The organism is Rhizobium sp. 10N414, assembly GCF_056394785.1.
Genome location: NZ_JBFTIN010000005.1, coordinates 176,154 through 189,510, shown reverse-complemented (window position 1 = coordinate 189,510; position 13,357 = coordinate 176,154). Strand labels below are relative to the sequence as shown.

Here is a 13,357-nt window from a genome sequence, read left to right as displayed (position 1 = left end):
CCACATCAATGCGCTTCAACGGGCGTGTTATCCCTTCGGGAAGCCTTCGGTTTCCACCGTGTAGCCAGCGGCCGTCATCACCCGCATCAGTTCGGCGTGACCGATCTCCGCCATCTTCTGCGGCGGCGCCTTGCGCGGATCCTGTTCTGCCTCGACGACGAACCATCCCTCATACCCGTAACCGGCGAACCGCTTGACAATGGCGCCGAAATCAAGCGAGCCATCGCCGGGTACCGTGAAGGCGCCTAGCGCTACCGCATCGAGGAATGACTGCTTGCTGCGGTCGAGCCCGTCGACAACGGCTTTGCGGATGTCCTTGACGTGGACGTGGTTAATGCGGGCTTGGTGGTTATCGATGGCGCGCAAGACGTCGCCGCCGGCGAAAGCCAGATGCCCGGCGTCGAGCAGAAGGGGAATGCCTTCGCCCGAATTGCGCATGAAGGCATCGAGCTCCGGCTCGGTCTCGACGACGGCCGCCATGTGGTGGTGATAGGAAAGCGGCATGCCCTGCTCGGCGCACCATTCGCCAAACTGCGTGACCTTGCGGGCATAAGCCTTCATCTCGTCGTCGGAGAGGCGCGGCTTGGTGGCAAGCGGCTTGGAGCGGTCCCCCTGAATTGAACGGCCAACCTCGCCATAGACGATGCAAGGCGCGTTGACGGCTTTGAACAGCTCGATCATTGGCGCAATGCGCTCCTTGTTGGCGGAAAGGTCCTCGTCGACAAGCGTGCCGGAGAACCAGCCGCCGCAGAGCGTCACGTCGGCGGCGCGCAGGATCGGCAGCATCTCGGCCGGATTGTTCGGAAAGCGGCGGCCCTGTTCCATGCCGGTGAAGCCGGCGCTGCGCGACTGGCGCAGGCATTCTTCCAGGGATACGTCGTCGCTGAGCTCAGGAAGATCGTCGTTCCACCAGGCGATCGGCGACATGCCAAGTTTGGCCTTCATCAATAGTCTCCTCAAAGGCATTGCTGGAAGAGCGGGACCGCTCTTCCGAAAATTAAAACAGCCGGTTAGGCGATACGCTGGCCGGCGCGCGCCTTGACGTAAGCCGCATGCGCCTTGTTGACCTGTTCACGCGGGCTGACTTCAGGGACAGCCACATCCCACCAATAGCCCCCAGCTTCCGTCGTGATCAGCGGATCGGTGTCGATGACGAAAACCGATGTACGGTCATTCTTTTTCGCGTCGGCGATGGCCTTTTCAAGCTCGGCGATCGACTCAACCTTGACCGCAATCGCGCCCATGCTCTCGGCGTGCGCCCGGAAGTCGATCTCGGGCATGACTTCGTAGTGTGCGTCCTTCAGCAGGTTGTTGAAGTTCGCGCCGCCGGTCGCCATCTGCAGCCGGTTGATGCAGCCGTAGCCGCGGTTGTCGAGCAGGACGATGTTGAGCTTCAGGCCGAGCATGACCGACGTCGCGAGCTCGGAATTCAGCATCATGTAGGAGCCGTCGCCGACGAGGACGAAGACTTCCTTTTCGGGATGCGCCATCTTGGCGCCGAGCCCGCCGGCAATCTCGTAGCCCATGCAGGAAAAGCCGTATTCCATGTGATAGCTGCCAGGTGCTGTCGCCGGCCATAGCTTGTGCATCTCACCCGGCAGACCGCCGGCGGCGCAAAGGCCGATTGCCCTTTCGAGGTCGATCGTGCGCGTAACGGCGCCGATCACCTGGGCGTCGGAGGGCAGGGCGGCATTGGTGCTCGCCATCGCCTTGGCGGCCGCCTCCACCCAGACCTTCTTTTCCCGTTCGGCCTTCTCCGCCAGCGCGGTCGGTGCTTTCCAGCCTGCGAGCCCACTTGAGATTGCCTTCAGCCCTTCACGGGCGTCAGCCACCAATGTCTGGCCGTCGTGCTTTGCGGCATCGTAGGCGGCAATGTTCAGGCCGAGAATTTTCAGCTTCTCGTTCTGAAACAGTGCCCAGGAGCCGGTCGTGAAATCCTGGCAGCGAGTGCCGACAGCGATGATCAGATCTGTTTCCGTTGCAATCGCATTGGCCGCCGATGTCCCTGTGACACCGACCGAGCCAAGCGCCAGCGGGTGCCTCTCGTCGATCGCCGACTTTCCGGCCTGCGTGACCACGACGGGGATCCGGTGTTCCTCCGCAAATGCCGTCAGTTCCTTGGTTGCTTGGGAGTAAAGCACGCCACCGCCCGCGATGATGACCGGCTTTTCGGATTTCTTGATGTGCGCGATGGCGTTTGCCAGTTCATCGGCATCCGGGCGCGGACGGCGCATGGTCCAGACGCGCTCCTGGAAGAAGCTTTCGGGATAATCGAAAGCTTCCGCCTGCACGTCCTGGCACAATGACAGCGTGACGGGGCCGCAATCATAGGGATCGGTCAGCACCTGCATGGCGCGCTTGAGCGCCGAGATGATCTGCTCGGGGCGCGTGATGCGATCGAAATAGCGGGAGACCGGACGAAAAGCGTCGTTGGCTGAAACGGTGCCGTCGCCAAAATCCTCGATCTGCTGCAGCACCGGATCCGGTGCACGGTTGGCAAAGACGTCGCCCGGCAGGAAGAGAACCGGAATGCGGTTAACGTGGGCGACACCGGCGGCCGTCACCATGTTGAGTGCACCGGGGCCGATCGAGGTCGTGCAGGCCATGAAGCGTTGGCGGAAATTCGCCTTGGCATAGGCAATCGCCGCATGGGCCATGCCCTGTTCGTTATGGGCGCGATAGGTCGGCAATTCGCCACGCACTTGGTATAGGGCCTCGCCGATGCCGGCGACGTTGCCGTGCCCGAAGATCGCCCAGACGCCGCCGAAGATCGGCACCTTCTTCCCGTCGACCTCAGTCATCTGCTTCTTGAGAAAATGCGCAACGGCCTGCGCCATCGTCAATCGTACAGTCTTGCCCATGGGGCACCTCCCAAATGCTCTAATTAATGTAGGCCGCGGGTTTTCAACCAGGCCTCGGTCAATTGGCGGAAGCGTCCGGCCATGTCTGCGATCGCTTCTTCATCATTCAACTTGCCGGAAAGCCAGCCGCGGGCTGCCTCGGCAAAAATCGTGCGGCCGACGGCGAATCCCTTCACGGAAGGAGCTGCAAGCGTCGCCTCGAAGCCTTTCACCAGCTCGTTGGCCGGCGCTTCAAGGCCGAGCAACACGATGCCGCGGCACCAGGGGTCGTTCTTGGCGATCACGGCATCGATTTTCTTCCAGGCGGCCGTCGAAGCTTGAGGCTCGAGCTTCCACCAATCCGGTTTGATGCCGAGCGCATAGAGCTCTTCCAGCGCCATCGAGATCGTATCATCGGTCAGCGGTCCGTTCTTGCTTGCGATGATTTCGACGAGCAATTCGCGGCCAACCTTGCGGGCGGCTTCAAAGAGCGTCCGCAGCTTTTCCTGCTGCTCGGTCTTCAGGGCTGCCGGATCGTCCGGATGGTAGAAGCACAGGCACTTGATGCAATGATCGAGAGGCCATTCCACAAGCTGCGAGCCGATGTCCTGGCTGAACTCGAAGCGAAGCGGTTTGGAACCCGGCAATTCCACCGGGCGACCGATCCATGCGAAGTTCTTGGTTGCCGCATCGAAGAAGGCGTCGCGTCCGAAGCGCTCGTCGATCAGCATGCCGTAACCGTTGCGGCCATCCGCGACACGGGCGGCGGCTTCTACCGCAAGGCGCTTGAAGGCGACGATCTTCTTGTAATCTACGCCGAGTTCGTCGCAGACGCTGGTGAGCTGCGACCGGTGGTCGATGGCAAGCGCCATGAGAAGCGGAATGTCGCCCTTGCGCGTCGAGGCCCAGTGAATGTGATTGATCGCTTCGTCCTTGCGCAGCGCGCGATGCTTGCTGCCGTGCTTCAGAAAGAAGTCGAGCTCCGCCCAGGTCGGATACTCAGGCGAGCAGAGCAGGCGGGAGACGGCGAAGGCGCCGCAGGCGTTGGCCCAGGTGGCGCAGGTCTTCAGCGGCTCGTTCTTCAGCCAGCCGCGCAGCAGGCCTGACATGAAGGCGTCGCCGGCGCCGAGCACGTTGAACACCTCGATGGGGAAGCCTTCGCCGACGATGCCGTCTTCCAGATTGTCGCTGATCGGACCGTCATAGACGATGCAACCCATCGCACCGCGCTTGAGAACGATCGTTGCCGGCGACAGGCGGCGAATTTCCTTGAGTGCGCCAAGGACGTCGTCGGCGCCTGACGCAATCAGGATTTCCTCTTCCGTTCCGACAATCAGGTCGCAGTCTGGAAGCGTTTCCTTCATCTTGGAGGAGACACGGTCCGACTTCACATAGCGCTCAAAGCCCTCGGCATGGCCTGCGAGGCCCCAGAGGTTCGGCCGATAGTCGATGTCGAAGATTACCTTTCGGCCATTGGCCTTGGCGATGCGGATGGCCTTGCGCTGTGCGGCTTCCGTGTTCGGCCGGGAAAAATGCGTGCCCGACACCAGCACGGCGCACGACGACTTGATGAAGCTTTCGTCGATATCACCTTCATCGAGCGCCATGTCGGCGCAGTCCGCGCGATAGAAGATCATCGGCGATACGCCTTCGGCTTCGACGGCGAGGAGCACCAGCGCCGTCAGGCGCTCCTTGTCGGTCTTGATGCCTTTCGTCTCGACCCCTTCGCGCGCAGATTGCTCAATGATGAACCGGCCCATCTGCTCGTCGCCGACGCGGGTAATCAGGCCCGACTTGAGCCCGAGACGGGCTGTCCCGATGGCAATGTTCGCAGGGCAACCGCCGACAGATTTGGCAAAAGAACCGATATCCTCAAGGCGCGAGCCGATCTGTTGCCCATAGAGGTCGACCGAGGAACGCCCGATCGTGATCACGTCAAGCGACGGTTCTGGCTGCGAGCCCGGGTTCGGTTGTGCCATGATGTCCTCCCGCTAGATTTTGGCTACGGCATGACGCCTGCTGATTGCGAACAATGAAACATCGGTTCCGTATTGTTGTCAATTCGGAATGTTTGTTCCATTTTCATTTAGTCGATTTTGCGTGGGCTCGCTTGCGCCGCCGCTCGGCGATCGCCACCGGAATTGCCATTGTCAGGGCCATCGAAGCGGAAAGCGAGCGGAAGCCGGCAAAGTCTGCCTCCGCCACCTCGAACCAGCAGGTGGCGCGGGCGGCGAGGGGCGAAAAGGCCGAATCGGTGATGGCAACGACAGGTACGCCACGATCCGCCAACGCTTCCGCCTGGCTGAGGCTGTCGGCGGCATAGGGAGAGAAGCTCGCCGCGATTGCTGCATCCTTCCCCGTCGCGAACTGCACCATTTCCGGGTCGACGCCATTTGGCGATGCGACGATCTGGTGCCTAATGTTCAGCTTCGAGAAGGCGTAGGTCATATGCGCCGTCAGCGGATAAGAGCGTCGCTTGGCGATCAGGTAAATCGTCTCGGCAGCCGCGAGGATATCGACTGCCTTGGTAAAGGTATCCGTCTGAACGGTAGCCGCCAGCCTGTTGACCGATTGGCTCGCAGCCGAAATGAAACCCGAAAGCAGGTTGGCGTCCTCGTCCTCGCCGCTTGCCTGCTCCAGCGTCACCAGTCGCTCTTCATATGTCAGCGTTCGGTCACGCAGGCGTTCGCGAAAGATGCTCTGCAGGTCCGAAAAGCCCTCGTAGCCAAGATGATGGGCCAGACGCACCAGGGTCGACGGTTGCACGTCGGATGCCGCAGCGATGCTTGCCGTCGTGCCGAAGGCGATTTCGTCCGGGTTGCCGAGTGCGAAAGCTGCGACCTGCGCAAGCCGCTTCGGCATGTTTGCTTTCCGTTCGATGATGATGCTGCGTAGGCTCTCGAAGTCGCGAGGAACCCTGGCGGGCGTTTTGCTGTCACTGTCCATCCACGCTGTCCATTGAACGAAATAAACATTCCATATTTATGAGCATAGATGATTTTCATTCGGGAGCCCAATTGTTTTTATTCTATTGAAATCCAAGTGTTTTGAACAGTTTTTTGGAGCCGGGCGGCAAAAGTGCGCGAGAAAGGCCGCTTGTCAAAATGATCTAAATATTCCAAAAATCCGCCCGACATCTGGAGGAGATACAATGAAAGCACTGGGAATCGGCCTGATCGGCACTGGCTATATGGGCAAGTGCCACGCACTCGCATGGAATGCGGTCAAGACCGTATTCTGCGACGTCGAACGCCCGCGCCTGGTCCATCTGGCCGAAGCCAATGCCGAGCTTGCCGAGAAGCGCGCCTCCGAGTTCGGCTTCGAAAAGGCAACCGCCGATTGGCGCAGGCTGATCGCCGATCCCGAAGTTGATGTCGTTTCCGTCACCACGCCGAACCAGTTCCACGCCGAGATGGCGATTGCCGCGCTCGAAGCGGGGAAGCACGTCTGGTGCGAAAAGCCGATGGCACCGGCTTATGCCGATGCCGAACGCATGCTGGAGACGGCAAGGGCCTCGGGCAAGATCGCCGTTCTCGGTTACAATTATATCCAGAACCCCATCATCCGGCATATCAAGGCACTGATCGAGGAGGGGGCGATCGGTGCGGTCAATCACATCCGCGTCGAGATGGACGAGGACTTCATGGCCGATCCCGATGTCTTCTTCTATTGGAAGAGCGAGCTTTCCGCCGGCTACGGCGCGCTTGATGATTTCGCCGTGCACCCGCTGTCGCTGCTCTGGTATCTGTTCGGTCACGTCGAGGCTGTCATCACCGACATGGTAAAGCCCTACGCCAGCCGGCCGTTGAAGGAAGGCGGTCGCCGCGATGTCGAGAATCACGATGCGGCCAATGTCCTGATGCGACTTGGCGGTGGGATCTCTGCGGTGCTGATGGCAAACCGCACCGCTTGGGGGCGGAAAGGGCGAATCGCGCTGCAGATCTTCGGCTCGAATGGCGCCATCACTTACGATCAAGAGCGCATGAACGAATTCGAACTCTATCAGGCCGAAGGGCGCGGCTCGGAGCAGGGCTTCCGCAAGATACTCGCCGGCCCGGCACATCTGCCCTACGATCGCTTCATCCCGGCGCCTGGCCACGGGCTCGGCTTCAACGACCTGAAAATCATCGAATGCCGCGAACTGATCCGCGCAATTTCCGGTGAGCCGTCGTCGATCGTGACATTCGAAGACGGTCTTAGGATAGAGAAGTCCGTTCACGCCATGGCACAGTCATTCCACGAGCGCCGCTGGATCGAGATCGATTGAGGTCTGTCCGCTTCCGGTTGACGGCGCTGGAGGCAGGGGATACCCATTTTCTGGAACGAGCGGCTGCATGCTGGGAGTGAAAACGTGACGGACAGACTGGTGATCATCGGCGCGGGGCAGGCGGGCTTTGCATTGGCCGCGAAACTGCGTGCGCTCAAGGATATGCGCCCAATCACCATCATCGGTGCGGAAGACGCGCTGCCCTACCAGCGGCCGCCACTCACGAAGAAGTACCTGCTTGGCGAGATGAGTTTCGATCGACTACTGTTCCGGCCGGAACACTGGTACCCCGACAACAATGTCGAGATCAGGCTTTCCACCTGGGCGGAGCAGATCGTTCGCGACAAGAAACAGGTCCTGCTGCAGGACGGTTCCTCGCTAGAGTACGGCACCCTGGCGCTGACCACTGGCTCGACGCCGCGCGCGCTGCCGGCGTCAATCGGCGGAGATCTTGAAGGTGTCTATGTGGCGCGCGACAAACGCGACGCCGACCTGCTTGCCGATGAAATGCGGCCCGGTCGCCGAGTCCTCATTATTGGTGGTGGCTATATCGGACTTGAGGCAGCTGCTGTCGCCCGTCACCGCGGTCTCGAGGTTACCGTGATCGAGATGGCTGACCGAATCCTGCAGCGCGTCGCTGCCAGGGAGACGGCCGACATCATGCGGGTGATTCATGAGACACATGACGTTGTCATCCGGGAGAAGACCGGGCTCAAGCATCTTGTCGGCCATGAAGGCAGGGTTGTCGCTGCCGAACTCTCCGACGGATCCACGATCGAGGTCGATTTCGTCATTGTCGGCATCGGCGTCGTCCCGAACGATCAACTCGCCAAGGAGGCGGGTCTCGAGGTCGCCAACGGAATCATCGTGGATGAATTCGCCCGCACGTCCGATCCGTCGATTTTTGCCGCGGGTGACTGTGCGGCCCTGCCGTGGCAAGGCGGACGCATCCGTCTCGAATCGGTGCAGAACGCCGTCGACCAGGCAGAAGCCGTCGCCGCCATCATCGCCGGCGGCAACGAAGCATACGATCCCAAGCCTTGGTTCTGGTCGGATCAGTATGACGTGAAGCTGCAGATCGCCGGCTTCAACATGGGCTATGACGATACAGTCCTGCGTCCAGGCTCGCGCGACGGCGCCCACTCGATCTGGTATTTCAAGAATGGGGCGTTCATCGCCGTGGATGCCATCAATGACGCCAGGGCCTACGTCAGCGGCAAGAAGATGTTGGAATCCGGGATCAATCCTGACAGGGCGATCATTGCTGACGCATCTACCGATCTCAAGCAACTGCTGAGCTGAGGCCGGCGGCCTCGGCATCAGGTGAAAAAGCCGAAAAAGCGCTTGCGTCACCTGTCGAATGACTCTATCAGGCTCCCACCGGAGAGGTGGCCGAGTGGTCGAAGGCGCTCCCCTGCTAAGGGAGTATACGTCAAAAGCGTATCGAGGGTTCGAATCCCTTCCTCTCCGCCACCATGATCATCGCACAAACTGTTTCGACGAATGACCGCTCTTCGAGTGCGTCGTCTTTCGGTGCGCTGTCCACGACCTCCGCGTTTGGCGTCCCGAATCTCGCGTCAGCAGAATCGAACCGAGAATCATCTTTCGTCAACAAAGCTGATTCTGCTGCGATAGCACTGAGGCCGAGGGCAGGCGCCAACACGCTGTCTCCCTCATCTCCTGTAAAAGACGCGAATCCAGCAGGAAACTGGTTCCAATGTGGCACAATCCACAGCCGCACACCCCAGCTCAGCGGCGGCAAACTCCCGCAAAATCAGGGGTTTCTTAATAAAGTATAAAGAAACGAGAGGGGCGGATGCCGCATTTGTGACCTTTCAGCAACAGCGTATGCGGAAGGCTGTCGCAAACACCCCAAACGGGCAAGTTGGTGATTGCGTGACAGTCCCGGTCTTGTATTTTCAACCTCGGAAGCAAGGGCGGTTGATCGTCCGACTTCTTGAAACATGGGGATGGGGCAGGGAACGCTGCTCTAACGGCGAAAAACCCAGACCCGATCGAAACTTTGAATTGGAGGTCAATATGAACATCAAGAGCCTTCTTCTCGGCTCCGCTGCTGCTCTTGCAGTAGTTTCCGGTGCTCAGGCTGCTGACGCTATCGTTGCTGCTGAGCCGGAACCGGTTGAATACGTCCGCGTCTGCGACGCTTACGGCACCGGCTACTTCTACATCCCGGGCACGGAAACCTGCCTGAAGATCGAAGGTTACATCCGTTTCCAGGTTGATGTTGGTCGGRATCAGTCTGACCACGGCGACGTGCTGGACAATGGTCATCATGGCACGTCTGACTGGGATGCGTTCACCCGCGGCCAGGTTCAGTTCACGGCCAAGAGCGACACCGAGTACGGCCCGCTCACCGGCGTGATCGTTCTGCAGCACAATGCTGATGCTGCCAACTCTGCTTACCAGAACTCGATCCTCGACTCGGCTTACATCGACATCGCTGGCTTCCGCGCCGGTCTGTTCTACAGCTGGTGGGATGACGGCCTCTCGGGCGAAACCGACGTTCTCGCAAGCCACGAAACGCTGCACAACTCCATCCGTTACCAGTATGAGTCTGGCGACTTCTATGCCGGTATCTCGGTTGACGAGCTGGAAGACGGTCACTTTAACTCCGACGAAAACCCGAACAACGTTGGCGTTGCTCTCGGCCTCGGCGGCAAGGCTGGCGCGTTTACCTACCAGGTTATCGGTGGCTATGACACCGACAACGAAGAAGGTGCGATCCGTGCGATGGGTACGGTTGCTGTTGGTCCGGGTACCCTTGGCCTCGCAGCTGTCTGGGCATCTGGCGGCAACTCCTACTACGACGCTTCCGAGTGGACGATCGCAGCTGAGTACGCCATCCAGGCTACCGACAAGCTGAAGATCACCCCCGGTGCTCAGTACTTCTTCAACTACGGTATTGACGCTAGCGACGAAGACTTCACCAACGACGACGCCTGGAAGGTTGGTCTGACGGTTGATTACCAGATCACCGACAACTTCTACGCTAAGGCTTCGGTCCAGTACCTCGATGGCGACGGCATCGAAGACCAGACGCAGGGCTACTTCCGCCTGCAGCGTGCGTTCTAATCTGATCTGACCTCAGTCAATCAGGAGAGCCCGGCTTTCGAGCCGGGCTTTTTTGTTGCGGGATCACTGCTAATTTAGGGCGACTTGCGTGAAGAAGTCCTACGCCTCCGCAACGAACCGTCTGATCTGCTGGAGCAGTGGCTGCATATGCAGCAGCGGTGCGTGTCCCTGGCCAGGTGCCCCCAGCATCACGATGGCTGGACACCGAGCGCGCATCTTCGCAAGCGTCTTGTCGGAGATGAGATCGGAGTTCTCACCCTTGACGACCATGAGAGGCATCGTCGCGAGCCTGTCGTAATAGTGCCAGAGATCAGGCAGCGGCTGATTGAAGTCGATCATCTGTAATTGAGCGGCAATGGCCGGATCGAAGTCCGCGATCGGCTTCCCGTCGAGTTCCCGATAGATCGCACCAGCCATCTCCCGCCAGTCGTGCTCGCCAAGGGCAGGGAAGGAGGGGCCATGACAGGCCTTGAGGAATGCGATTGCTTCCGGCCAGTTGCGCGGCGGCGCGGCAGAATTGAGATAGTCGCGGATGCGCTTGAGGCCGCTGGGTTCAATCTTCGGTCCGATGTCGTTGAGAATGGCGGCGGCGATCAGATCCGGCCTCATCTCAGCCAGCAGATGAAGAATCAGCCCGCCCCGCGAGGTGCCGATGAAGATGGCGCGTTCAATGGCGAAATGCCGGCAGGCCGAAATGACATCCCGCGTCTCGACGCCGGGATTGTAGTTCGCCTTGTTGGCATCCCAATCGGACAGGCCTCTCCCGCGATAGTCGAGCGTGATAACGCGTCGCGGTGTCGTTCGGTCGGTCGACAAGAGCAGCGCCAGCTGATGAAAGTCACGCGAGTTCCGCGTCAATCCCGGCAAACAGATGATCGGCAGCCGCTCAGTGATGTCAGGGCCACCGTAGTCTCGCGCATGGAGCGTGAGTCCGTCGTCGCTCTGGTAGGTTGTCGCTCGGAAACCGTCGTCTCTTGCTTCATCCACGCTCCGTCGTCCCCTGTTGCATGGGAGCAGATTAGCGCGACCGGCAATAGACGCCAATGGCGATCAGGAGGCGCGGCCGTAGGTCAGGTCGCGAACGATGTCGCTCGGCTGACCCAACCTTGCCTTGTACACTTCGTAATTCTCAATCACCCGCTGAACATAGTTGCGCGTCTCGGGGAAGGGGATGCGCTCAATCCAGTCGACGATGGCGTCGATCGATTGGCCGCGCGGGTCGCCATAGCGGCCGATCCATTCGGGCACCCGCTTGGGACCGGCATTATAGGCAATGAACGTCATGATGTAGGAGCCGCCAAAGGCGTCGATCTGTTCGCCGAGATAATGCGCCCCAAGGGTCGCGTTATAGCCGGCGTCGGCGGTCAGTCGCTCCTTCGAATAGGCGATGTTGTGACGCTTGGCGACGGCCTTTGCCGTGCCCGGCAATATCTGCAGCAATCCGCGAGCATCGGCTGCCGAAACGGCCGCGGGATTGAAGGCGCTCTCTTGCCGGGCAATCGCGTAGGCGAGGGCCTTCCCGGAGCCGGAGATGTTGGCGTTCGTCGGAATGACGCCGAGTGGGAAGGCCAGCGCCGCGACATCCACGCCGTGGGAGTAAGCAATCTTCCCGATCTGCAGCGACAGATGGTGGTCGCCGGACCGTTCGGCCTGCGCGCTCAGAACCGCAAGTTCTCCAGGGCTTTGCAGTTGCTCGGCGAGCGCGAGGTAGAGGCTATTGGCCCGCCAGCCATGCCCGGCCGCGTCGAGACGAGCGATGGCCTGCACGGCCTCACGCGCCAGATAGCGCTGGCGATCCGCAGCAGTCGGAGACGGGTACGCCACGTTCAGTGTCTTGCGGCCGAGCTTGTCGCTGGCGAGCTGCCCATAGAAGGTGGTCGGATAGCTTGCGGCCTTGGCGTAAAATTCCGAGGCCTTGCCAGGCCCACCCGCCTCGGCAGATCGACCCATCCAGTACCAGGCGCGCGATACGGATATCGGCCCATTGGAGAAATCGAGAATCTTCCGGAAATGGGCCTGTGCCGCCGCAGGATCCTGCAGCCCGCGCAGCGCGTACCAGCCTGCGTGGAATTCGGCCTCGACGATGTCGGTCGGCGTCGTCGCAGCATAATTGGCAACGATTCCGTAGGCCGCCTTGAATTCCCCTTGATCGACGAGGCCGCGGCTCACGATCCGCTGCTCGTTCCACCACTCGCCGGCATTGACCAGTTCATCCCGATTGCGTGGGGCCTGCCGCAACAATTTGGCGGCTTCCGTATACTTGTCCTGTTTTCGCAGATGTTCGATGCGCGCAAAGAGGTAACCGGCATCGCCTTTCCACTGGCCATCGACCGCGGCAAGAAGCGCCCCGGCGTTGGGTGCCTTGCTCATCACAGCGGCCCATGCCTTGTAGAGGGATTGGGCCTGACCCATGTCGCCAAAGCGCTTGGCCTGCTCAGTGCGATTGCGGTACATCAGGTAGTCCATTCGCGCCTTGTGATCGGCCGAGGTCAGCAAGCCGGAGAACTCAGCCAAAATCTTGTCTTCGGTCGGTTTGTCCAGCATCTCGCCGCGCCAGACCTTGCGAATGGTCTTCGCCGCCTGGCTCTGTTTACCCATCGCGACAAGCGCACGCGAAAGGATCATCGCGCCCGGCGTGGTCTCTGGCGCGGAATGGCCGAAGGCCGCCAAGACAGCGGTCGGGTTAGGGTTTTCATCGTAAAGTGCCCGCTCCGAATAAGCCCGCAGCTTTGCGAGCCCGGGCCATCCCTGCAACTCCTGCGCCGCAGCCGCGATCTCTGTCGAGGGAATGCCCTTCTGCCCCGAGACCGCAATCGCCCAGGTCAGGATATGCCGGTCAAGCGTCCCACGTCCCATGCCGTCGCGAATGGATAGCGCTTGCAGGGGATTGTTGTCCGAAAGCGCGTCCAGGCCGGATTTCAAATCACTGTTAACGGGTGCAATTGCCTGGCCGCGCGGAATTGAGCCGGTAACGATCGATTCCGGTATTGTCGTCTGGGGGACGAAACCAATGGGCTTCACGTCCGGAACGGGCGCGCCCTCATTCGGAAGCGACGACGCGGCGCTGCTCCACGCGGCGGCGGTAAAGCCGAGGGCGGACACGATCAGGACTGCTCTCTTCATGGGACACTCACAACGAAAACACGCCCGACCATTT

The 13,357-nt window shown here is 60.4% G+C and carries 9 protein-coding genes and 1 tRNA gene; 4 read left to right on the top strand and 6 right to left on the bottom strand.

Annotation, left to right across the window (positions count from 1 at the left end):
* Positions 1 to 27: 27 nt before the first annotated feature.
* The 4 genes from iolE to AC1DE4_RS08045 all read right to left on the bottom strand — a co-directional run bounded on the left by iolE (position 28) and on the right by AC1DE4_RS08045 (position 5,786).
* Positions 28 to 945: a myo-inosose-2 dehydratase gene (iolE, locus tag AC1DE4_RS08060; RefSeq protein ID WP_025659875.1), complete on the bottom strand. Its 918-nt coding sequence runs from the start codon at positions 943 to 945 to the stop codon at positions 28 to 30.
* A 65-nt stretch (positions 946 to 1,010) separates the two neighbouring features.
* Positions 1,011 to 2,861 (bottom strand): 3D-(3,5/4)-trihydroxycyclohexane-1,2-dione acylhydrolase (decyclizing), encoded by a 1,851-nt coding sequence (iolD, locus tag AC1DE4_RS08055; RefSeq protein WP_025659874.1) that lies wholly within the window; start codon positions 2,859 to 2,861, stop codon positions 1,011 to 1,013.
* A gap of 23 nt (positions 2,862 to 2,884) precedes the next feature.
* Positions 2,885 to 4,819, bottom strand: a complete 1,935-nt coding sequence (locus AC1DE4_RS08050; RefSeq protein WP_477880858.1) for a bifunctional 5-dehydro-2-deoxygluconokinase/5-dehydro-2-deoxyphosphogluconate aldolase — start codon at positions 4,817 to 4,819, stop codon at positions 2,885 to 2,887.
* A 103-nt stretch (positions 4,820 to 4,922) separates the two neighbouring features.
* On the bottom strand, positions 4,923 to 5,786 hold the full coding sequence (locus AC1DE4_RS08045) for a MurR/RpiR family transcriptional regulator (protein ID WP_018857444.1): 864 nt from the start codon (positions 5,784 to 5,786) through the stop codon (positions 4,923 to 4,925).
* Positions 5,787 to 5,991: 205 nt separating this feature from the next.
* Here AC1DE4_RS08045 and AC1DE4_RS08040 point away from each other — a divergent pair, with 205 nt between their 5' ends.
* The 4 genes from AC1DE4_RS08040 (at position 5,992) to AC1DE4_RS08025 (ending at position 10,200) form a co-directional block, all read left to right on the top strand.
* Positions 5,992 to 7,107, top strand: coding sequence for a Gfo/Idh/MocA family protein (locus tag AC1DE4_RS08040; RefSeq protein WP_477880856.1), 1,116 nt, complete (start codon positions 5,992 to 5,994; stop codon positions 7,105 to 7,107).
* A gap of 84 nt (positions 7,108 to 7,191) precedes the next feature.
* Positions 7,192 to 8,409, top strand: coding sequence for an NAD(P)/FAD-dependent oxidoreductase (locus AC1DE4_RS08035; RefSeq protein ID WP_025659871.1), 1,218 nt, complete (start codon positions 7,192 to 7,194; stop codon positions 8,407 to 8,409).
* An 80-nt stretch (positions 8,410 to 8,489) separates the two neighbouring features.
* Positions 8,490 to 8,580, top strand: a tRNA-Ser gene (locus tag AC1DE4_RS08030).
* 567 nt (positions 8,581 to 9,147) lie between these two features.
* Entirely contained in the window at positions 9,148 to 10,200 is a 1,053-nt protein-coding gene (locus tag AC1DE4_RS08025) for a porin (protein ID WP_477880854.1), read from the top strand.
* A 99-nt stretch (positions 10,201 to 10,299) separates the two neighbouring features.
* Here AC1DE4_RS08025 and AC1DE4_RS08020 read toward each other — a convergent pair whose 3' ends face one another.
* Both AC1DE4_RS08020 and AC1DE4_RS08015 read right to left on the bottom strand, forming a co-directional pair.
* Entirely contained in the window at positions 10,300 to 11,187 is an 888-nt protein-coding gene (locus tag AC1DE4_RS08020; RefSeq protein WP_477880852.1) for an alpha/beta fold hydrolase, read from the bottom strand.
* A gap of 63 nt (positions 11,188 to 11,250) precedes the next feature.
* On the bottom strand, positions 11,251 to 13,323 hold the full coding sequence (locus AC1DE4_RS08015) for a lytic transglycosylase domain-containing protein (protein ID WP_477880850.1): 2,073 nt from the start codon (positions 13,321 to 13,323) through the stop codon (positions 11,251 to 11,253).
* Between the last annotated feature and the right edge of the window lie 34 nt (positions 13,324 to 13,357).

What these genes read in the sequence shown, in the direction of transcription:
- AC1DE4_RS08050 (WP_477880858.1), bottom strand. Translation starts at nt 4,819, where the DNA reads ATGGCACAACCGAACCCGGGCTCGCAGCCAGAACCGTCGCTTGACGTG.
- iolE (WP_025659875.1), bottom strand. Translation starts at nt 945, where the DNA reads ATGAAGGCCAAACTTGGCATGTCGCCGATCGCCTGGTGGAACGACGAT.
- AC1DE4_RS08045 (WP_018857444.1), bottom strand. Translation starts at nt 5,786, where the DNA reads ATGGACAGTGACAGCAAAACGCCCGCCAGGGTTCCTCGCGACTTCGAG.
- AC1DE4_RS08015 (WP_477880850.1), bottom strand. Translation starts at nt 13,323, where the DNA reads ATGAAGAGAGCAGTCCTGATCGTGTCCGCCCTCGGCTTTACCGCCGCC.
- iolD (WP_025659874.1), bottom strand. Translation starts at nt 2,861, where the DNA reads ATGGGCAAGACTGTACGATTGACGATGGCGCAGGCCGTTGCGCATTTT.
- AC1DE4_RS08040 (WP_477880856.1), top strand. Translation starts at nt 5,992, where the DNA reads ATGAAAGCACTGGGAATCGGCCTGATCGGCACTGGCTATATGGGCAAG.